Source organism: Candidatus Binatus sp., assembly GCF_036567905.1.
Taxonomy (GTDB): domain Bacteria; phylum Desulfobacterota; class Binatia; order Binatales; family Binataceae; genus Binatus.
In genome coordinates this window covers 40,826-63,127 of record NZ_DATCTO010000034.1, presented here as the reverse complement: position 1 = coordinate 63,127, position 22,302 = coordinate 40,826, and the positions used below count along the sequence as shown (strand labels likewise).

Annotated in this window: 10 protein-coding genes; 8 read left to right on the top strand and 2 right to left on the bottom strand. The window is 58.6% G+C overall.

Annotation, left to right across the window (positions count from 1 at the left end):
- Nucleotides 1–461: 461 nt before the first annotated feature.
- The 8 genes from VIO10_RS04830 (at nucleotide 462) to VIO10_RS04800 (ending at nucleotide 20,270) form a co-directional block, all read left to right on the top strand.
- Complete coding sequence (locus tag VIO10_RS04830) at nucleotides 462–2,267, top strand: fatty acyl-AMP ligase (RefSeq protein ID WP_331960179.1); 1,806 nt, start codon at nucleotides 462–464, stop codon at nucleotides 2,265–2,267.
- Nucleotides 2,267–8,290 carry a beta-ketoacyl synthase N-terminal-like domain-containing protein gene (locus VIO10_RS04825; RefSeq protein WP_331960176.1) on the top strand — a complete coding sequence of 2,008 codons (6,024 nt, stop codon included), beginning with the start codon at nucleotides 2,267–2,269 and terminating at the stop codon, nucleotides 8,288–8,290. The genes VIO10_RS04830 and VIO10_RS04825 overlap by 1 nt, the downstream gene beginning before the upstream one ends.
- Nucleotides 8,287–9,870: a condensation domain-containing protein gene (locus tag VIO10_RS04820; protein ID WP_331960173.1), complete on the top strand. Its 1,584-nt coding sequence runs from the start codon at nucleotides 8,287–8,289 to the stop codon at nucleotides 9,868–9,870. The genes VIO10_RS04825 and VIO10_RS04820 overlap by 4 nt, the downstream gene beginning before the upstream one ends.
- Nucleotides 9,871–9,886: 16 nt before the next feature.
- Nucleotides 9,887–17,116 (top strand): amino acid adenylation domain-containing protein, encoded by a 7,230-nt coding sequence (locus tag VIO10_RS04815; protein WP_331960170.1) that lies wholly within the window; start codon nucleotides 9,887–9,889, stop codon nucleotides 17,114–17,116.
- Nucleotides 17,113–17,352, top strand: a complete 240-nt coding sequence (locus VIO10_RS16195) for an MbtH family protein (protein WP_349259224.1) — start codon at nucleotides 17,113–17,115, stop codon at nucleotides 17,350–17,352. Before VIO10_RS04815 ends, VIO10_RS16195 begins: the two co-directional genes overlap by 4 nt.
- Nucleotides 17,353–17,386: 34 nt before the next feature.
- Nucleotides 17,387–18,139: a thioesterase II family protein gene (locus VIO10_RS04810; protein WP_331960167.1), complete on the top strand. Its 753-nt coding sequence runs from the start codon at nucleotides 17,387–17,389 to the stop codon at nucleotides 18,137–18,139.
- 19 nt (nucleotides 18,140–18,158) lie between these two features.
- On the top strand, nucleotides 18,159–18,941 hold the full coding sequence (locus VIO10_RS04805) for a 4'-phosphopantetheinyl transferase family protein (RefSeq protein WP_414645317.1): 783 nt from the start codon (nucleotides 18,159–18,161) through the stop codon (nucleotides 18,939–18,941).
- A gap of 324 nt (nucleotides 18,942–19,265) precedes the next feature.
- Nucleotides 19,266–20,270, top strand: coding sequence for a hypothetical protein (locus VIO10_RS04800; protein WP_331960161.1), 1,005 nt, complete (start codon nucleotides 19,266–19,268; stop codon nucleotides 20,268–20,270).
- A gap of 13 nt (nucleotides 20,271–20,283) precedes the next feature.
- Here the strand turns inward: VIO10_RS04800 and VIO10_RS04795 are convergent, their stop codons facing one another.
- Both VIO10_RS04795 and VIO10_RS04790 read right to left on the bottom strand, forming a co-directional pair.
- Entirely contained in the window at nucleotides 20,284–21,000 is a 717-nt protein-coding gene (locus VIO10_RS04795) for an ABC transporter ATP-binding protein (RefSeq protein ID WP_331960159.1), read from the bottom strand.
- Nucleotides 21,001–21,029: 29 nt separating this feature from the next.
- On the bottom strand, nucleotides 21,030–22,301 hold the full coding sequence (locus VIO10_RS04790) for an ABC transporter permease (RefSeq protein ID WP_331960156.1): 1,272 nt from the start codon (nucleotides 22,299–22,301) through the stop codon (nucleotides 21,030–21,032).
- Between the last annotated feature and the right edge of the window lies 1 nt (nucleotide 22,302).

The window sequence follows — 22,302 nt, the reverse complement described above, 5'->3', positions numbered from 1 at the left end:
GCATGAACCCGCCATCTACCACGATCCATATTAGGGATCGACTGAGTCTCTCATCAAGCGGAGCAAGGACGGTACGGCATCCGCGGCTGCGAAACGGCTTTTCGCGAAGCTGGGGCGTCCGAATCGCGGATGATATCGGGTCAGCGCTGCATAGGGCCTCGGGAAAGGTATTTGATGAACCCAAAGCGCTGAATTCCTTTGGAGACAGCGGCGGCTTAGGGAGCGAACCGCAAGTCTTCGTTTTTGCTTCGCCATTTGGTTCTCTAAAGAACACGAGTCAATGTCTTCAGCGACGTTTCGTTTCCCAAAAAACCTCAGTTGCGATAAATAATTCCTCGCAGAAGCGAAGCAGTCTTGAAGATCCGAAAGGCAAGGCCGGCACTTCGCTGGCCGCGTGGATCAACCGGGTAATTCTAATGAACATGGATATCGCTTAGCTAATGCAACCGAATCAGCTAGGGGTGAGTCGAACTACCGCCAAAGCTTCTACTCTCGTCGAACTTCTTCGTTGGCGGGCGCTCCAGCAGCCAGAGCAGCGGATCTACACTTACCTGGCCGACGGAGAGATCGAAGGAGCGAATTTGACATTCGCGGCCTTGGACCGGCAGGCACGCACTATTGGTGCGTTGCTCCAAAGCTACCGAGCAAGCGGGGAGCGAGCCCTATTGCTCTATCCCGCGGGTCTTGAGTTCATCCCGGCTTTTTTTGGATGTTTATATGCCGGGGTTGTTGCCGTCCCGACGCCCCCGCCGAATATGGCGCAGCCGCAGCGGACTCTCCCGAGGCTTCGCACCATCGCAAACGATGCTCAACCGATGCTGGCGCTGACCACGTCATCGATCCTGGCCAAGATTGAGGGCCTTTTCGCGCAAGCTCCAGAACTGCAGACAATACAGTGGTTGGCCACCGACAAGGTTCCCAGCGGTGCGGCGCAGGACTGGCGAAACCCTGGGGCGACCAGCGATACCCTCGCTTTGCTCCAATACACCTCGGGCTCCACCGCTGTACCGAGGGGCGTAATGGTCAGTCATGGGAATCTTATCGAGAACTCGGCCCACATCAGCCAAGCTTTCGAGATTACGTCGGACACTGTCTCCGTGACATGGCTGCCGGTTTTCCATGATATGGGACTTACCAATGGAATTATCCAGCCACTGTATGGAGGACGTGGGTGCGTTCTCATGCCTCCGCAGTCCTTTCTTCAGCGGCCGGTACGGTGGCTTCAGGCGGTTTCGCGCTATGAAGCCACTGTAAGTGGAGGCCCGAATTTCGCGTACGAAATATGCGCTCGCAAGATTACTCCGGAACAGTGCGACGGTCTGGACCTCAGCAATTGGAAGGTGGCGTACAACGGCGCCGAGCCGGTCCGTGCGGACACCCTGAAACGGTTTGCCGCGGCCTTCGCAGCTTGTGGCTTCCGCCCAAACTTCTTCTATCCCTGTTATGGGCTCGCCGAAGCCACGCTGATCGTATCGGGCGGAGTCGTAGAAGATGCGCCCGTCCTGTGCACGACCCAGGCGACGGCGCTTGAACACAACGGCGTCGTGGAGACCTCCGACCAGCAGTTGAACGTCCGCACGCGGGTTGGATGTGGTCGCGCGATGCCGGACACGAAAATCGTTATCGTTCATCCTGAATCATCGACTGCCTGTGCACCTGATGAGCTGGGCGAAATCTGGGTGTCCGCCCCGAGCGTGGCCCGGGGCTATTGGAACCGGCTTGAGGAAACAGAACTCATCTTCCACGCCTACCTGGCAGATACTGGTGAAGGGCCGTTTCTTCGCACCGGAGACCTGGGATTCTTGAGAGACGGTGAGCTATTTGTCACCGGCCGGCTGAAGGATCTGATCATCATCGGCGGTCGCAACCTTTACCCACACGACATCGAATTGACCGTCGAGCAAAGCCATACGGCAGTGCGGCCGGGTTGTTGTGTGGCGTTTTCGGTCGATGTCGCCGACGAGGAGCGTTTGATCATCGCCGCCGAAATGGAGCGCCACTACCAATCGGAGCGCCACCAGTCTAACGGCGAATCGCACGACAGATCACACGCGAGCCATCCGAACGGGCGGTCTCCGGCGGATCTCGACGCGGTGAGCCGGGCCATTCGCCGCGCAGTGGCAGAAGAGCATGACGTGCGAGTGCATGCGGTCGTACTATTGAGGGCTGGCGACATTCCCAAGACCCCCAGCGGCAAGGTTCAGCGCCGTGTTTGCGAGGCCAGGTTTCGGAACGGGACGCTGGAACAGTGCGCGAAGAGTGAGTGATGGCCGGAAATCAAACTAACGGCGCCATCCGGCATGACGCGGAACGCGATGGGCAGCGCGAGCAAGGCAATCCCACACCCGGCGCGGCGGCGATCCAGGCCTGGCTGGTGTCCAAACTTTCCGAGCTGCTGGAAATCGGAGCGAACGAGATCGACGTCGGGGAACCATTCGCCAGCTACGGACTGGGATCGACGGAGTTGGTCAGTCTCTCCGGCGACCTTGCGCAATGGCTGGGACGAGACCTGCCCGCCGAGTTGGCATATGAGTTTCCGACCATCGAAGCTCTCGCCCGCGGTTTGGCGGACTCGTCGAGCCCGTCGCCGCCGGCCGCCGAAGCGAGCCGGGTTCGGGAGGCCAATGCCGAAGCGATCGCCATCATCGGGATAGGCTGCCGCTTTCCTGGCGCAGCGGACGCGCGAGCTTTCTGGAATCTGCTTCGCAACGCAGTCGATGCGATCCGGGAAGTTCCCGCGGATCGCTTCGACCTGCACGATTTTTACGATCCTGATCCCGCGGTCCCGGGCAAAATTATCACGCGCTGGGGTGGTTTTCTCGAGCACGTCGATCAGTTCGATGCGCGCTTCTTTGGTATCTCGCCGCGAGAAGCCGCGCGCATGGATCCCCAGCAACGCCTGCTACTCGAGTTGACATGGGAAGCGCTGGAAGACGCGGGACAGGTGCGTGAGCGCCTTGCGGGCACGCCCACCGGTGTGTTCATCGGCATCTCGAACAACGATTACGGCCGGATTCAATTCAATGACCTGGATCGTATTGACGCCTATGCCGGCACGGGCAATGCCCTGAGTATCGCGGCCAACCGTATCTCTTACGTATTCGATTTCCGCGGACCCAGCATTGCGCTCGACACTGCCTGCTCATCGTCACTCGTCGCGGTCCACCAAGCCTGCAACAGCCTGAGAAGCGGAGAGTCAACTCTGGCATTGGCCGGCGGCGTGAACCTGATCCTGTCGCCTGCAATTACGATCAATTTCAGCAAGGCCGGTGCGATGGCGCCCGACGGGCGCTGCAAAGCCTTCGACGCGCGCGCCAACGGCTACGTCCGCAGCGAGGGCGCCGGAGTCGTCGTCCTCAAACCGCTATCGAAAGCCTTGGCCGATCGCGATCCGATCTACGCCGTCATTCTCGGCAGTGCTATGAATCAGGACGGACGCAGCAACGGACTCATGGCTCCTAATCCTCAAGCGCAGGAAGCTGTGCTGCGAGAAGCCTATAGGCGCGCCGCGGTCTCGCCCGGCGATGTTCAATACGTCGAGGCCCATGGCACCGGCACGCTCCTGGGCGATCCTATCGAGGCTAAGGCCTTGGGCGCGGTGCTAGCTCTCGATCGTCCTCCTGACCGCCCATGTCTCCTTGGCTCGGTCAAAACCAACCTGGGTCATCTCGAGGCCGCAGCCGGTATCGCTGGATTAATCAAGGTGGCGCTGGCGCTTCACCATCGGGAGATTCCACCAAGCCTGCACTTCGAGGAGCCCAATCCTCATATTCCTTTCGATCGACTCCCGCTGCGCGTGAACACGGCGCTGTGCCCATGGCCTGCGCAGCCGGATATAGCCCTGCTCGCCGGAGTCAGCTCATTCGGCTTTGGTGGAACCAACGCCCATGTGGTCATGCAAGCGGCTCCTACCCTCGATTCGGAAATGCGTGCTGCGCAACGCGAGAACGGAACCCGCGATGCCGCGTCCACCTACCTGCTGCCCTTGTCGGCACGCAGCGCGCCGGCGCTGCAGGCGCTCGCGCGAAGCTATCACGACTTCCTGATCGATCCGCAGTTGACGGCGCCGCCCTACGACATTTGTTACGCGGCTGGCACGCGGCGAAGTCATCACGAGTACCGGCTCGCCGCGACCGGCAATTCAACATCGCAATTGGCCGATGCGCTTGAGACTTATGCCCGCGGAGAGCTTTGTCCCGGGCTGTCTTCGGGCCGCAAGCTTTCCGATCGCCAGAGAAAACTGGTCTTTGTATTTCCCGGGCAAGGTTCCCAATGGCTTGGGATGGGACGGGCGCTCTTGCAGCATGACGCCGCCTTTGCCGAAGCCATCGAACGCTGTGACCTCGCGATGCGCCCCCACGGAGACTGGTCCTTGCTTGCGGAACTCTCCGCCACCGATGCGGCCCGCTCCCGGCTGACCGAAGTCGACGTCCTGCAGCCGGCTTTGTTTGCGATTCAGGTGGCGCTTGCGGCCCTGTGGCGTTCCCGGGGTATCGTGCCGCACGCGGTGGTGGGTCACAGCATGGGCGAGGTCGCGGCCGCTCACGTCGCCGGCGCGCTAAGCCTCGAAGATGCGGCGCGGGTGATATGCAGCCGCAGCCTACTCGTCAAGCCGGCGATTGGGCGCGGAGCGATGGCTGCGGTGGACCTTTCCATCGCGGACGCTCGGCGCGCCATTGCCGGCTTCGAAGATCGCGTATCGATCGCGGTCAGCAACGGTCCCACTTCGACGGTCTTGTCGGGAGATCCCGCAGCGCTCGAAACCATCGTGAGTCGATTGCAGCGCCAGGACATCTTCTGCCGAATAATCAAGGTTGATTTTGCCGCTCATAGTCCGCAGATGGAGCCTCTGCGCGCTGACCTGGAGCGCGCGCTGGAAGGACTACAGCCTCGGCCCGCTCCGCTGCCGATCTACTCTACGGTAACCGGCCAGCTTGCCGACGGCTTGAGCTTCGACCCGCCCTATTGGAGCCGCAACCTCAGAGAACCGGTCCTCTTTTCAACTGCGGTTCAGCGCTTGCTGAAAGACGGACATGACATTTTTCTGGAGCTCAGTCCGCATCCCATTCTACTCAGTAGCATTCAGCAGGAATTTCGCCGCGCCGGGATAGAAGGCGCGGTAATCCCGTCGCTAAGGCACGAGGAAGAAGAAGCTAAAGTATTAGCCGGGTCGCTGGGCGCCCTTTATACCTCGGGTTATCCGATCGAGTGGAGCCGCATCTATCCTACACCGGGCCGATCCGTTCAGCTTCCGTCCTATCCATGGGATCGGGAGCGTTGTTGGATGGACCCGCCGGCGGGAGATATCCGCGGTCGATTGCAGTACGTCTCGAGCGATGGAGCCGCGAAGCATTCTCTTCTCGGCCGGCATTTCAAATCCGCGCAGACCGAAACCCACTTCTGGGAGAGCGCTCTGAACAGAAGCGCGCTGTCCTACCTGGATGACCATCGCGTCGAAGGACTCGCGGTGCTTCCCGCCGCGCTCTATGTCGAGATGGCGTTGGAGGCCGCGGCTGAGGCGTTCCCGTCGCAGTCCTTTGTGCTGAAAGATGTGGAATTCCGCAAAGCGCTCTTCGTCCCCGACGGCGCAACTCTGACCCTTCAGGTGATCCTCTCTCCCGGCGCCGACGCCGCCGCATCCCTTCATATCTACAGTTGCCCGCGCGACGCGGAGCAAGCCAATCGATCGTGGACGCTACATGCGACGGCAAAGATTTGTCCTGAGCCGGCCCCCGGCATTGCCTCGGTTATCGAACCCGAAGCGCCGGCTCAAGTCCAGGCTCGATGCTCGGAACAGATCTCAGGACAAGACTACTACCTCAGGCTTGGCGAAAGTGGCGTCGCCTATGGCCCGTCTTTCCAGAGCATTACTCAGTTGTGGCGATGCAATGGTGAAATGCTCGGTGAAGTGCAAGTCCCCGATGGATCGCATCGAGAGTTCGACGCCTGTCAATTCCACCCTGCCCTCTTGGACGCTTGCTTTCAGACCCTAGGAGCGGGTGTAGCCGCTCAAGCGGCGGAAAACGACGAACAGGGCGCCTACATGCCCACTCATATAGATGAGATTCGGGTCCATGGTGCTCCGGCTTTGCATCTCTGGAGTCACGCCCATCTGCAAGAACCCGACGCCGGCAGCGTCAAGGGAGACGTGCGGCTCCTGGATGAAACTGGCCATGTTGCGGTCGAAATTGTAGGACTGCGCTTCGATAGCATCGGCCGCGATCCAAAGCGCGGCGCCGATGAGAATATTGACGACTGGCTCTACGAATTTCAGTGGCAGCCAAGAGAGCGTTCGAATGAGCAGCCGGCCCCGGAACCGTCCGCGCCCGCCAGCCCGGGCAACTGGCTTATCTTTGCCGACAGCAGCGGCGTCGGAGAAAAGCTTGGAGCACTGATCAAGGCGCAAGGAGACAACATCATCGTTGTCACGCGCGGCGAATCGTACGAGCGCACGGACGGCGAGCATTTTCGCATCAATGCCGAACGACCGCAGGACATGCGACAGCTTCTCGATGCGGCATTGGCGCAGGATCAGCCGATCTGCCGGGCGGTTGTGCATCTCTGGAGCCTTGATGCGTCCCTTCCACAGGACTCTACCGTCGCTTCGCTGAAGACAGTTCAGACTCTTGGCTGTAACAGTGTATTACAGTTAGTGCAGGAGCTGGCTCGGGTCGAACGCAGTAACTTACCCCGCCTGTGGCTGATCACACGCGGCGCACAGCCGGCGGGGGAAGAGACCTTGCCCCTGGACACGGCTCAATCGCCTCTTTGGGGATTGGGTCGCGTTGTCGCTCAGGAGCATCCCATGTTCTGGGGAGGTCTGATGGACCTGGAACCCAGGCCTTCGGTTCCCGGCGATGCCGCTCATCAGTTGTGGAAAGAAATCTCCGCTCCGGACGGCGAGGATCAGATTGCGTTCCGGCAAGGTCGGCGACACGCAGCCCGCTTGATCCGCAAACCTCGTTGCGCCACGCAGCGCGCTCCACTTGGCTGGCGCGCTGACTGCAGCTACTTGATCACCGGAGGGCTCGGAGACCTGGGCCTTTCGGTCGCCCGCTGGATGGTAGAGCAAGGGGCGCGCCGGCTGATCCTTATGGGACGCACCAGGCTTCCACCGCGCGCGCGATGGAACTCAGCGGAACCGGGAAGCCGCCTGGCCCATCAAATTGCCGCGATTCGCGAGCTGGAAGCTTTGGGAGCGAGCGTGCATCTGGCCTCGGTGGACGTGGCTGATGAAGGACAGTTACGCGCCTACATAGATGAGTTTCGAGCCGAGGGTTGGCCGCCGATCCGAGGCGTAGTGCACGCGGCGGGAGTATTGCAGGACGGACTGCTGGCGCAACTCGATACGGCGGCAATGGATTCGGTCATGCGGCCCAAGATGATCGGCGGCTGGCTGCTGGATCGACTCCTCAAAGACGACCCCTTGGACTTCTTTGTACTTTTTTCGTCCGCCGGTTCCCTCTTAGGCCAGCCTGGCCAGGGGAACTACGCGGCGGCAAACGCCTTCCTCGACGCACTGGCTCATCATCGACGGGCGCTAGGCAAACCGGCGCTGAGCATCAACTGGGGAGCATGGAGCGGATTGGGCTTCGCGGAAACTGCGGGAGGAAAACGCCTTGCCGCGCGCCTCGCGCTGGCGGGAATCAGGAGCATCGCACCCGCACAAGCGCTGGACGTGATGGAACGCCTGCTTCGTCAAGGCTCGACCCAGGTCGCGGCCGTACCCGTTGACTGGGCGCTCTATCGCCAGTTTTTTCCTGCGGGAACACAACCACCGCTGCTTTCTGAGCTCGCACGTGAGGAAGCAGACAACTCGCCCCAAGCGGGTCATTCCGCCGAGAAGCGAAATACGATCCTTGCCGCAGAGCCGGCGGAACGCCTTCAATTAATCCGGTCCCATCTGACTGAGCTGGTGGCTCGTGTGCTTGGGTTGCCCGCATCCAGGCTGGACCTAGAGCAACCGCTCAGCAATCTGGGACTGGACTCCTTGATGGCGGTCGAGTTGAAGAACCGGATCGCGGTGGAGCTGGGCGTGAACGTGCCGATGGTTACGTTTCTCTCGGGACCCAGCGTCGAACAGGCTGCGTCGCAACTGCTTCATCTGCTTACATCTGAGACTCCTGACTCATCAGCTGCTCTTGCCTCGGCAAATGGCCACCTCCAGGGGCAGCAAGGAAACGGCGGCGTCGATGAGCATCTGTTGGATAATCTCGACCAGTATTCGGATGAGGAAGTGAATTCGTTGCTCGCTGATCTATTGGCTAAAGAGGAAGTCGGTGGAAAGTGAATAGCAGCACTTCCAGGCGAATCACCGATCTTTCACCGGGCGAAAAGCGGGCGCTCCTTGCCGAGCTTCTTCGCAAGCAGGCGCGCGACTCCAAATCACTTTATCCTCTCTCGTACAATCAGCAGGGCATTTGGTTTCTTTATCAACTGGCGCCGGATAGCGCGGTTTACAACGTCAATTTTGCGGCACGTATCTCGTCCGGCGTAAATGTTGCGGCACTGCGACGCGCGTTGCAGAGGTTGGTCGATCGCCATCCTTCGCTGCGCACTACTTTTCCCGCACACTCCGGCAAACCGGCCCAGCAGGTCCACGAACACCTGAAGGTTAGCCTCGAGGAAGTGGATGGCTCGGCCTGGAGCGGCGACGAACTGAACGCCCGGCTGCTCGAGGAAGCGTATCGCCCGTTTGATCTGGAACGAGGGCCGTTGCTGCGCGTGAGCCTGATCATGCGCTCGGCGCGGGAACATATCCTTCTGCTGGTCGTGCATCACATAGCGATCGACTTCTGGTCTCTCGCGATACTTTTGGATGAACTCGGCGTCCTATACCCGGCGGAAAGCGCCGGTGTGAAAGCGCATCTGCCTCCTCTTGATCTGCAATACACTGACTATGTCCGTTGGCAGGCCGAGATGCTGGCAGGCCCGGATGGAGAGCGGCTATGGGCATACTGGCGCGAGCAACTGGCCGGCCAGCTGCCCATCCTGGACCTTCCGACCGATCGGCCGCGTCCGGCGGTTCCGACTTATCAGGGGGCATCGCACGACTTCACTATGGACGCGGAGCTGAGCTCCGGGCTCAAGGCTCTCGCCAAGGCTCATGGAGCGACGCTGTACATGGTGCTTCTGGCAGCGTTCCAGGTGGTGCTTTCTTACAATAGCGGCCAGGAAGACCTATTGGTGGGAACTCCTATGGTGGGTAGGAGCCGGGCGGAGTTCGAAGGTATAGTCGGCCTCTTTACGAACCCCGTAGTCTTAAGGGCGAATCTTTCCGGGAACCCTGCGTTCGGGGTATTTCTTGGCCAGGTTCGCCTCAATGTGCTGGCGGCTCTCGAGCATCAGGATTACCCTACCGTTCTATTGGTTGAGCGCCTACGGCCGCCCCGCGAACTCAGCCGCCCACCTCTGTGCCAGGTGATGTTCGTGCTCGACAAGCCCCACCGGATCGCGCAACAGGGCGCGTCTCCATTTCTGGCGGCCGAAACAGGGCTGCGCATGAATTCCGGGGGACTTGTTATGGAGTCGGTGGCGCTCGAACGCCGCGCCGCCACTCTCGACCTGGTGTTGTTGATAATCGAAACGCCCGAATCGCTTTCCGCCTCGATGCGCTACAACAGCGACCTGTTTGATAACGCGACGATTGCCCGCATGTCGCAGCATTTCGAAATACTTCTGCGCCGCATACTTCAAGAACCGACCACCAGACTGGACGCACTCAAGCTAACGCTCGCCGCAGCGGACCGGCAGCAACGGGTTGCTGTCCGCAAGGAGCAGCAGGAAGTTAATCTTCAAAAACTGAAACACGTCAAGCGCAAGAACCTCATACCGTCGCAACCGAGCATTGAAGCCGTCGCGCGAAAGTAGAATTACTCGAATGCAAATGGACGTGATCGAAGGGTTCCGGCTTTCACCTCAGCAGAGGCATCTGTGGTCACTGCAGCAGGCCGGCGACCAACTGCCGTATCGTGCGCAATGCGCCGTCCTCATCGAGGGCAGCCTCAACCTGCAGGTTCTAAAGGCTGTCCTGCGGGACATCTCCGACCGGTACGAGATCCTCCGAACCGGCTTTCGTTGTCCGCAGGGAACAAACATTCCTCTCCAGGCGGTGAACGAGCAAAGTGCGCCCTGGATAGAGGAATGCAACTTGAGCAACCGGGACACCTCACGCCAAGAGGCGGAAATCGAGGCGCTGTTTGAGAAGGTTGGCCGGATTCCCTTCGACCTTGCGAACGGTCCGGTTCTGCGCATCTCTTTGCTGACCCTTGCGGCCGACCGGCACATGTTGCTCGTCAATCTGCCATCGCTGTGTGCGGATGCGGCATCGCTCAGGATTCTGGTGCGTGAGATTAGCCGCCGCTATTCCGGTTTCGTACGTTGCGAGGAACCATCAGGCGACCCCAGTCAATATGCCGATCTCGCCGAGTGGGAAAATAACTTGTTGGAATCGGAAGAAACGCACGAAGGAAATAAACACTGGCGCGAAGCGGACGGCTCAGCTTTCCGCGTTCCGAAGTTTTCTTTCGAAAAGCGACCTTCCGCAAGGGCGGCCTTCGAGCCCCGGATTCTGGCGTCGCCGGTCAATCTTGAGTTGACCCCGAAGATTAAAAAGCTCGTGGCCAGGTATGATGCTTCGGCCTCTGCGTTCTTCCTGGCTTGTTGGCAAATCCTGCTCTGGCGTCTCACTGGCGAATCAGACTTTGTGGTCGGCTTGGCGTGCGATGGGCGTACTTACGAAGGGCTGCAGGAAGCGCTGGGCCCGTTTGCAAAGACTTTGCCTGTTCAATTCCAGCTCGAAGAGCAGCTTCGGTTCAGTGAAGTTCTGGAACGGACTAATAGATCGGCGCGAGAAGCCGTTGAATGGCAGGAGTATTTCGACTCTGAACAACTTACTCGATTGGATGCCGAAATCGAGCCGTGCCGCTTCTTTCCGGTAGCTTTTGAATTCCAGGATGCGGACGCGAATCATACCGAGGGCGCCACGATATTTTCCATTCAGAAGCAATACAGCTGTTTTGACCGGTTCAAGTTGAAACTCTCCTGCCCGCAGCGAGGGGGCCTTCTGGTCGCGGAGCTTCACTACGATTCCAGCTTTTTTAGCGCGGAGGATGTCGACCGCCTGGCGCAAGAGTTCCGCACTCTGCTCGAGAGTGTCTGCGCAAATCCGGAATCGCCAATCGCAGATCTGGATATCGTGAGCCCCGACGAGCAGCGCCAGCTGCTGGTTGAGTTCAACGATAGGCGAACCGACTACCCTGAAAGCAAGTGTATCCACGAGCTCTTCGCGCAACGGGCCCGGCAACAGCCAGAGAATGTAGCGCTCGTTTTTCAGAACCGCCGTTTGACCTACGCTGAACTCGAGGCTCGCGCCAATCAACTTGCGTATCACCTGCAAGGTCTCGGTGTCGGAGCGGAAGTTCCAGTCGCAATCTGCATGGACCGTTCGCTGGAGATGGTCGTGGGGATCCTTGGCATTCTTAAGGCGGGCGGAGCTTACGTGCCGTTGGATCCGGAGTATCCCAAAGAGCGCATAGCCTACGTGATGGAAGATGCTCGCGCGCAGGTGCTGCTGACTCAGAAAACTCTGCGGAACATTATGCCGGAGCTTGGAATCGCGGTGGTGTGCGTGGATTCGGACTGGGAAACCATCGCCAGGCATGGCGAAAACATCCCGCAGGCTAACGCAACCGCCAAAAGCCTCGCGTACGTGATTTACACTTCAGGTTCGACCGGACAGCCGAAGGGAGTAATGGTCGAACACGGCGGACTGACTAATGCTGTCAACTGGATAATGGAGACACTGGAGCTGTCATCCAGCGACCGCTGTCTTTTGAAGACTCCCATCACCTTCGATGCCGCTGGACGCGAATTGCTCGCGACGCTGTTGGCGGGAGGAACCCTGATAGTTGCGGAACCTGGCGGTCATCGTGATAGCCGATACCTGGCAGACACCATCCGCAGCGAGCGAATCTCAATTCTTCACTGCGTGCCATCGCTTCTCCGGCTTCTGGTTGAGGAGCCCGCCTTCGACGAAAGCCTCGCCCTGCGCGCTGTGATGTGCGGCGGTGAGGCGTTGGCGCCCCAGATCGTCACGCGGCTCCAAAGCCGCGTTGGGGCGAAGCTGTACAATGTGTATGGGCCGACTGAGACAATCATCGATTCTACATATTGGCCGTGCGAAGAATACAGCCCTGATTGTGCAGCTCCTATCGGACGACCTATACCGAACGCACAAGCATATATTTTAGATGACCTGCTTCGCCTGCTTCCGATCGGCGTCGCGGGTAACTTGTACATCGGCGGCGTGGGCATGGCGCGAGGCTATGTCAGGCGCCCTGATTTGACCGCTGAGAAGTTTATTCCAGATCCCTTCAGCGGGCAGCCGGGAGCGCGGCTGTATAAGACCGGGGACCTCGCGCTCTACCGGCCGGACGGAAACATCGAGTTCCTGGGTCGTAGCGATCATCAGGTCAAGATCCGCGGGTTCCGAATCGAGCCTGGCGAAATCGAGGGGACACTCGGACAGCACCCGGCCGTGCTGCAGGCTATTGTACAGGCTCAGGAAGTTGGGGCCGGAGCGAAACGGCTGGTGGCCTATGTAGTCGCCGAGCGAGAGTCACGTCCCACCGCCAGCGAGCTGCGCAGTTTTCTAAAGGACAAGCTGCCCGAGCACATGGTGCCAGCGGTCTTCGTGCTACTGGACGCCTTCCCGCTGACCGCTAACGGTAAGGTAAACCGCCGCGCACTGCCGACACCCGATGACCGGCGGCCCGAGCTGGACCAGGTATTCGTGGCATGTCGCACGCCTACGGAAGAGCTGCTCGCCACGATATGGAGCCAGGTCCTGAGCGTCGAACGGGTGGGCATCTACGATAACTTTTTTCAGCTAGGTGGGCACTCGCTGTTGGCTACCCAGGTCGTTTCCCGAATCCGCGAAGCCTTCCAGGTGGAGATGCCGCTGCGCCGCCTGTTCGAAGCGCCCACCGTTGCCGGCCTGGCTGAAAGCATTGATGTAGGCTGCGGAGCAGGACTACTGGCTTCCCCCATCGTGCCTGTTCCTCGGGACGGGGAACTACCTCTGTCCTTTGCACAACAGCGGCTATGGTTCATCGATCAGCTCGAGCCGGGCGGCTCTGTCTATAATTTCCCTGCCGCCGTCCGTCTCAAGGGACCACTCAACATGGCGGCGCTGAAGCAAAGTCTCGACGAAATCGTGAAGCGCCATGAAGCCCTGCGAACGACCTTTGCCATTGTGGATGGTCGCCCGGTTCAGGTTATCGCACCGCTTCTATCGTTGACGCTGCCGATAGTAGATTTGCGAGAGCTGCCTGAGCCCGAGCGGGAGAGCGAGGTCCAGCGGCTTGCGACCAACGAGGCGCGGCGGCCCTTCGATTTGGCCGAAGGTCCGCTCGTGCGGGCTACAGTGCTCCGGCTGGGTGAAGCCGAGCACGTCGGGCTGCTGACGATGCACCATATCGTTTCCGACGGGTGGTCAACCGGAATCCTGATCCGGGAGATGGCGGTACTCTACGATGCCTTTTGTTCCGATAGGCCCGCATCGCTGCCTGAGCTACCCATCCAATATGCAGATTTTGCTCATTGGCAGAGAATTTGGTTGCAGGACGAGGTCCTGGACACTCAGCTTGCCTATTGGAAGCACCAATTGCTTGGCGCGCCTCCGCTGCTCGAGGTCCTCACGGACCATCCGAGGCCGGCTCTACAGACCTTTCACGGTGCGCACCAAGCTATTCTATTGCCTAAGGCCTTGGGCGATGCGTTGAAGGCGTTAAGTCGCCAGGAAGGGGTTACTTTGTTCATGACCCTACTGGCGGCATTCCAACTTTTGTTGCACGGATACACGGATCAAGACGACGTCGTTGTAGGAACGCCAACCGCCAACCGTAACCGCCTGGAGATCGAAGGCCTAATAGGCTTTTTCGTAAACACGCTTGTTCTGCGCACTGACTTCTCCGACAATCCCACTTTCCGGAATCTATTACGCCGGGTACGTGAAGTGTGTCTGGGAGCGTATGCCCATCAGGACCTGCCCTTTGAGAGGCTGGTAGAGGAATTGCACCCGACGAGAGATTTAAGCCGCAACCCGCTCTTCCAGGTGATGTTCGTACTGCAGAATGCCTCGCTGCAGCCGGTGGAACTGCCGGGATTGAGCCTGAGCCCAGTAGAAGTGGACACCGGTACGACTCACTTTGACCTAACCATGCATATCGTGGACACCGATCAAGGTCTAGTCGGTACATTAGCATATAATACGGACCTCTTTGAGGCTGTCACTATTACACGTATGCTTGGTTGTTTTAGGACTCTACTGGAGGCCGTGGCCGCTACTCCCGAGCGACGCGTCTCGGACCTGCCCCTAATAACCGAAACAGAGCGACAACAACTACTGGTGGACTGGAACGATAACAGGGCTGATTGTCCGAAAGGGCTGTGTATCCATCAACTGTTTGAGGCGCAGGTCGCGCGAACACCTGACGCGACAGCGTTAGTACTTGAGAATCAGCAGCTGACGTACGACGAACTGAACCGCCGGGCCAATCAACTGGCGAATCATCTACGCCTTCTGGGAGTGCGCCCTGAGTTACCGGTGGCAATCTGCCTCAAGCCATCCGTGGAGATGGTCGTTGGACTGCTCGGCATTCTAAAGGCGGGCGGCGTCTACCTGCCGCTGGATCCAGCGTATCCGAAGGAACGGCTCGCTTTCATGTTGGAAGACGCCGAGGTCCCTGTAATCCTCACCCGGGAGGCGTTGCTGGTGGGATTGCCTGAACACCATGCAAAGGTGGTCTGTCTGGATTCAGATTCGGAGGTTATCACCCAGAGGAGTAAAGAAAACCCGGTCTGCTTAACCACGCCCGAGAATCTGGCTTATGTAATCTATACCTCAGGGTCGACCGGCCAGCCAAAGGGAGTCCTCGTTTCGCATGCTTCGATCGCGGCGCACTGCCTTAGTGTTCAACGGTACTACGAGCTGGATTCAAGCGATAAGGTGCTGCAGTTTGCCTCACTGAGTTTCGATGTATCATTGGAGCAAATGCTGCCTACCCTGATTGTCGGCGCTACCCTGGTTATGATGACTACCGACGTATGGCGTACTACGGCTTTTTACAAAGTGAGTTCTGAGTGCGGACTCACTGTGCTCAATATCCCAACCGGCTATTGGCAAGAATTGGCCAGAGAGTGGGCAGACGTCTCGGAGTTAGTTCCAAATATTCAGCCCAGGGTTTTCATCGTCGGTGGAGATACGATGCTGCCCGAGTTCCTCGACTTATGGCAGCGAACACCGATGAGTTCAATCCGTCTAATCAATGCCTACGGGCCGACGGAGACCACCATTACGGCAACTGCCTTTGAGGTCGCTTCACGGCTTCGCGAGCCCTCGGCTCTCCATAGGATTCCCATCGGCCGTCCCCTCACGAACCGGGAGACCTATATTTTGAACAAGTACGGTGATCCGGTTCCCGTTGGAGTTCCCGGTGAACTGTATATTGGCGGTGACTGCCTGGCTCGAGGTTATCTCAAGCGGCCCGATTTGACTGCGCGGAATTTCGTACCTAACCCCTTCAGCAGCGAGCCGGGAACGCGACTGTACAAGACGGGGGATCTCGCCCGCTATCTTTTCGACGGAAATATCGAGTTTTTGGGTCGAATTGATGATCAGGTGAAGATTCGCGGGTTCCGTATCGAACTCGGGGAGATCGAGGCAGCGCTTCGCCAACACCCTGCCGTGCGCGAGACTGTTGTCTTGGCTTGGGAAAATGCTCCCGGAGAGAAGAAGCTGGTGGCCTACGTGGTCGCCGAGGGGGAATCCCCGCCAACGGCTAGCGAGCTGCGGGTCTTTCTGAAGGAGAGGCTGCCCAACTATATGATGCCGGCGGTCTTCGTGCCGCTCGGTGCTTTGCCCTTGATGCGCAACGGGAAGGTAAACCGCAGCGCCCTGCCGGAGCCCGGGCGAGCACGCTTTGAACCGGGAAGGTCGTTCGTAGCGCCGCGCAACGCTTTGGAACGCCAGCTCACTAGTCTGTGGGAAGAGGTTTTGGGTATCAGGCCCATCGGCGTGACGGACAATTTCTTTGAGCTGGGAGGACACTCCCTTGCAGCCGTTCGTTTGTTCTCATTGATAGAAAAGAGACTGGGCAAGAAAGTTCCCTTAGCCACTGTATTTCAGGGAGCAACCGTTGAGCATCTAGCGAAGATTCTCCACCAGCACGCCAAAGTTCCGCCGCATTCATCTTTGGTGGCTATTCAACCGGGAGGTAACAGGCGGCCCTTCTTCTTGATACATCCGGCCGGTGGACATGTCTTCCCCTATGTTCACTTGGCGCACTACCTAGGGTCCAACCAGCCTTCTTATGGCCTACAAGCAAGAGGACTCGAGGAGGGGCAGGAACCACACGCGCGCATCGAAGACATGGCCGCTTATTACATCGAAGCGCTACGGACGGTGCAGCCGTGGGGTCCCTATCTTTTGGGCGGATGGTCCATGGGAGGCGTCGTAGCTCTCGAGATGGCTCAGCAGTTTCAGGCTCAGGGTCAGACGGTAGCTTTGTTAGCCTTACTGGATACTCGGATCCCAACTGCCGATGAGGAGCTCGACGATGAGGACTTTGACGCGCGCCTGCTGATCGATTTTGTCCGCTATTTCGGTCTTTCGCTCGACCTTCGCGATTCTCTCGCCCGCCTTCCAAAGCACGAACTGCTGGAGCGCGTCCTCGAGCACGCAAAAAGAGCCGGACTAATGCCCTCGGATATCGACGTTTCCCAAGCTCAGCCATTCATCGAACTCTGCAAAGCCGATTTTCGAGCCACCCAGAACTACGCACTGCATCGCTACCCAGGTCGAATCACGCTCTTCAAGGCTGGTCAGGAGCTTGCGGGAACCTCGTCAGACCCGGCCTTGGGTTGGAGCGACTGGGCTGCTGGAGGAGTTGACGTTCATATCGTTCCGGGTAATCACGCAACGATGGTTTACAAGCCTCACGTTGAAGTGTTGGCTGAGAAGCTACGGGCTTGCCTCGATCAGGCGCAAGCGACTGAAGGATGGTTTGCCGATGGGGCCAATCCACCGATAAGGTCAATGAAGGATGCAATATGAATAGTGACGGCTGGGAAGACTCGGCAACATACAGAGTCGTCGTCAATCATGAAGAGCAGTACTCTATCTGGCCCTCCGAAAGGAAAGTTCCTCTTGGCTGGACGGTCACAGGCAAGACCGGTTCCAAGACCGAATGCCTGGCTTATATTAAGGAAGTGTGGACCGACATGAGACCGCTAAGTCTGAGAGAACAAATGGAGCAGCGCGACAAACAGCGCCATTCATCAAAGAGTTAACTTGGATGTGCTACTTTGTAAGGACAGCTTTTGAATGAGCCGCTCGACAACCGCCGCTGCTTTCGACCCCTGGATTTCACACCGTAAACTCGGGCCAAAGACGCGCCTTCGCTTGTTTTGTTTCCCTTACGCCGGAGCCGGCGCGTTGATCTTTCGCACCTGGTCCGACAATTTGCCGGCGGATGTCGAGGTATGCCCACTTCAACTCCCGGGACGGGGGACTCGGATGACGGAGCGTCCTTTCACTCACCTCTCGCCTCTGGTCGAGGCCCTCGCTCAAGCCCTGGCTCCACTCCTGGACAGGCCTTTTGCCTTCTTCGGCCACAGCCTCGGAGCATTAGTCAGTTTTGAGCTCGCTCGCCGGATCCGAAGACAGTACGGCGTGCATCCTGTTCACCTATTTGTATCTGCTGGTCGTGCTCCTCAAATCCCTCATCGCGGGCCGTTTATCCATACCCTGCCAGATAGCGAGTTTTTAATGGAGCTGCGGCGGCTGAATGGCACGCCCAGCGAGCTTTTGGGCCACGAGGAATTAATGGAAATCATGCTTCCTGTCTTACGGGCAGACTTTGCGGTGTACGAAACCTACCTGTACTCGACTGAGCCGCCCCTGAACTGTCCCATTTCCGCATTTGGCGGCTTGCAGGATAACAAGGTGAGCGACAGCGATCTTGAAGCCTGGCGCGCCCAGACGAGTGTTTCGTTCTCGCTGCGGATGTTTCCCGGCGACCATTTCTTTTTGAAACAGCCTCTTCTGCTTCGGGCGCTTTTTCAGCAGCTGCAATAAAGCCGGTACGAACGTCCACATGAAGACACTACCCATCACCTCAACTCCCACACCGTGGGGGTTCCCACCGGCGACGATAAGATTAGGTAGTAACGAAGTACATGTCTGGCGGGCCTTTCTGGACGAGCTCCCGCCGCAGCGCGATAGCTTCCTGCATACCCTTGCGGCAGAAGAGCAAACGAGGGCCCAGCGGTTTTACTTTCGGACGGACCGCGAGCGCTTTATCAACGCTCACGGAGTACTTAGGGCTATACTCGGTTTCTACTTGAATAGAGAACCGAAATGCCTATCCTTCGGTTACAGTTCTTATGGAAAGCCCGCATTGAGCCGGGACTCTGGCGGAGATGCTATCCGCTTTAACATGTCTCACTCTCGCGGAGTGGCCCTCTATGCGGTTACTCGTGGTCGCGGGATCGGCATCGACCTTGAATTCATTCGCTGCGATTTGGAAGTCGAGCAGATCGCTGAGCGTTTTTTCTCGCGCAACGAGATTGCGACACTCCGTGCGCTCCCGACAGACTTGCAGAGATACGCGTTCTTCCTCTGTTGGACCCGCAAGGAAGCCTACATCAAGGCGAGAGGCGAAGGACTCTCTTTGCCTTTGGATCAGTTCGACGTGTCGCTCATTCCCGGAAAACCTGCAGCGTTGTTAAGCACCCAGCCAGATTCAGACGAAGCCGGTCGTTGGTCTTTGAAGGAGTTGACCCTCGCATCCGGCTACGTAGCTGCTCTTGCGGTCGAAGGACGCGGCTGGACTTTGTCCTGCTGGCAATGGCCGCGACCACTTCGAAGTACCGCGTGAGCGCCAAAATGTATATTTGTCATTTTCGCTTCTGGCAGTGCCAGCCGGGACGGTCGATGGCCGGCCACAACACCGCGGGCGATCGTGTCGATCCCGTGCCGCGCTCCGAGATTGAGCGCTAATCGTACTCCACTTCCCTCTCCAACGCTCTTTGCCCGTCGCGTCCATTTGGTGTACTATTTAACTACCTCGTCCGAGAGTTTCCTCACATCTCCACACTTTGCTCGAGGTAGAAGAGCCGCCGCCGGCACGCAGTATGCGTTTTGGGCACTTGCGCTAAGCAGGCCCCTAAAATGCGTCAAAAGGCGTGCCAGGCTGCGGTCGATGCTCGTCGGCCAGGAATTGGGTTTCAAAATGAAGACCTTATCGTTCCGATTCTGGATTCTGATTCCATCGCTGACCGTACTGGCAGCAGTTTTAATTCTATGGCCTGCCGTGGGCGGCACCGATGTTGTTCTGGCGCCGGGGACAGAGTCGAGTGCAGGTGGCGCAACGGATGCCTGGCTTGTGACGCGCGGCCTGATCGGTCACGGGATGATCGGCGAACAATCCGGCACCGATATAATAACCCCGCCGCCGAGCACCGAGGTAGACGAAACCCAGCAAACAGAGGACGGTACGGGCGAGCTCCTGACCCGGGTCAAGTCGTGGAACGAAATGGTCGACGACGACACGATCCATATCGAGGTGACCACCCTATCGACCTATCAGTTCGAAGTCGCATTCTGGCTGTTTCCCAATCATCGTCAGGGTTGCACCATGTATCAATGGACGCTGTACGATCATGGTCGCGCGCTGCAGAACACGTTCTGGCGTAACGATGCGACGGTGTTGCGGCTGGCGGGGGCCGCAGACCTGCCACATGACTTGTATCCGGACTCGGTTCCGTGGGTGGCGTTTCTACGCGTGCTCGGCGCGCCGCGCGACGGCGCCGAAGGTATGCTTCATCAGCAGATCACGCCCTACAGCTACGTAGGTCAGGAGGTTTGGGCCAACCGGTCCAGACAGATCACCGTGCCGGCCGGTAGCTTCCCCGCGCTCAAGGTAACCGCACAAGTCGATGTCGCGACGGTAATGCCGAACTGGCCGCGCTTCGTCCTGCACGTCATCGAGCCGGTAGTTCCCAAAAACACCCTCTATTTCCAGGCGGCGCCGCCCTACAGGCTGCTCAAGCAGGAAGGCACCACCTTTGTCGGCGGCCCTCAGGTCACCACCGAACTCATTCGCTTCTACATCACAGGCGCACAGCCGGTCGTAGCTGCAGCGGCCGTGTCCGCCGCCCACGCGCCGATCGCTGCCGTGCCCGGGGACGCATCGATTCCCAAGTGACTCCTTTCTGCAGTCAGCCAGCGTCTCCTCTTGCCGCCATACCCGCATCTTGCCTGTCACGCGTCTCGTCGCTCGCTATTTGACCGTCCCGCAAGCGGATCAAACGATGAGCCCGCTCCATGACCTGGGGATCATGCGTGGAAAAGATGAAAGTCGTACCAGTAACACGATTGAGATGCTCCATCACATCGAGGAGAGCGATAGCCGTGGCAGAGTCCAGATTCGCCGTGGGCTCATCCGCTAAAATGAGCGCAGGTTCTGTAACCATGGCGCGAGCCACGGCAACCCGTTGCTGCTGCCCGCCAGACAACTCCGCCGGGCGACGGTCCTCAAGGCCGGCGAGGCCGATTTCAGAAAACAGCTTTTCCACCTTTTCTCTACGCTTATGCGCAGGTATCCCCTGTAGGAGCAACGTAAACTCGGCATTTTCCAAAGCGGTAAGGACAGGCAGCAGGTTGTACGTTTGGAACACAAAGCCGATGCGCTGTAAACGCAGATGCGCCAACTCACTTGAAGATAAGAGCTGAAGGTTTTGCCCTGCCACCCATATCTCGCCCGCGTCCGCCCGGTCGAGCCCGCCGATGATGTTGAGCAGCGTGGTCTTGCCGGAACCCGACGGACCGGCGGTAGCCACGAATTCCCCTGGAGCAATCTGGAGAGAAATCCCACGCAGTGCCGGGACCTCGATTATTCCAGTGCGGTAGGTCTTCCTCGCGTCCTTCAGTTCCACCGCCCATTCTGTCACCATCGCCCTCATTGCTAGAGCACCTTCAACGCGCCCGGCAGTTCTGTTCGCGCTGCCTTGAGCGCCGGATAAACGGAAATGATCGTCGCCATCATGAATACAATGCTAACAGACCAGACGATTCGATTCAGGCTTAAGCGTGAGTAGAGAATAGGATCAAACACAAGCGCCGGTGGAAGACCTGCCTTGAATATCCAGCGCAGGTCCAATCCCGACGTTGCGAAATAATGGGCGACGCTCAAACCCAACGCTAGTCCCAGGGCCAGGCTTATCGCCGTGAGGGCCAGAGACTCGCCGATGACCATTGCAGCAAGCTGCCGAGGCCGAAGACCAAGAGCTTTACAAACGCCAAATTCATACCGGCGCTCCAGTACTCTCATGAGAATCGTGTTGAGTATTCCCAACCCTACCATCGCCAGTATTACGCCGTTCATGATGTAGTTGAAGGCGTGGTCCAGCCCAAGAATCTGAGCAAGCATCGGTATTGATTCTCGCCAGGTCAGGACTTCAACCGAAGCTCCGCTCAATTGCTTCTGCAAGGCTCTTGCTACCAGCGGCGAGTCACCCTCCTGTTGCAACAGGAGAGCTACCTGAGTCACCTGGCCGTCTAGAACTCCGAGCAGGGTCTGTGCCGCGGGCAACGGTAGTTGAATGATGTTAGCGTCGATCGCTTCTAATCCCGTGCGGAAGATGCCACTCACCCGCAAAAGAGTGCTTTGCATCTCTTCTCCGGCTCCATTCCTGGTTTCATTGCCGGGCTGTCGCAGCGCCTGAGTCATGAGAACCACGCGAGAACCTATCTTTACCTCGAGCTTGCGAGCCAGCTCGGCGCCAATGACAACGCCAGAAGGCTTGTCGTTACGCAGATACGTCCCTTCGACTATCCGCTCCGGGATCAGCGATACCGCGGGTTCGTCTTGCGGATTCACCCCCGTGATTCTCACGCCGGCAGAATTGGCCGAGGAACTTAGAAGCCCGGTTGCTAGAAGCCTCGGACTGACTCCTCGCACAATCTTCTTCATTTCCGCGGTTTGCAAAAACGCTTCGATCCTGGAGACCACTTGGGCCGGAAGCAGCAGCTCGTCAGAGCTCGAGTCTTGATACCCTTTCGCCTGTATCACTACATGTCCCGGACCAAACCGCACACCGTCGGCGATCATTTGCTCGTGCCCGCCATCGAGCAGCCCCAGAGAGATCAGAAGCAACGCGAGACCCAAACCCAGAGCCAGGGCCGTAAGCGCTGTACCTCGGGGATTGCGCCAGAGATTGCGCCAGCTGATCTTCACC

Excerpts from the sequence above, each read along its gene's own strand:
- VIO10_RS04805 (WP_414645317.1), top strand. The coding sequence starts at position 18,159 with ATGAAGACACTACCCATCACCTCAACTCCCACACCGTGGGGGTTCCCA.
- VIO10_RS04825 (WP_331960176.1), top strand. The coding sequence starts at position 2,267 with ATGGCCGGAAATCAAACTAACGGCGCCATCCGGCATGACGCGGAACGC.
- VIO10_RS04800 (WP_331960161.1), top strand. The coding sequence starts at position 19,266 with ATGCTCGTCGGCCAGGAATTGGGTTTCAAAATGAAGACCTTATCGTTC.
- VIO10_RS04815 (WP_331960170.1), top strand. The coding sequence starts at position 9,887 with ATGGACGTGATCGAAGGGTTCCGGCTTTCACCTCAGCAGAGGCATCTG.
- VIO10_RS16195 (WP_349259224.1), top strand. The coding sequence starts at position 17,113 with ATGAATAGTGACGGCTGGGAAGACTCGGCAACATACAGAGTCGTCGTC.
- VIO10_RS04810 (WP_331960167.1), top strand. The coding sequence starts at position 17,387 with ATGAGCCGCTCGACAACCGCCGCTGCTTTCGACCCCTGGATTTCACAC.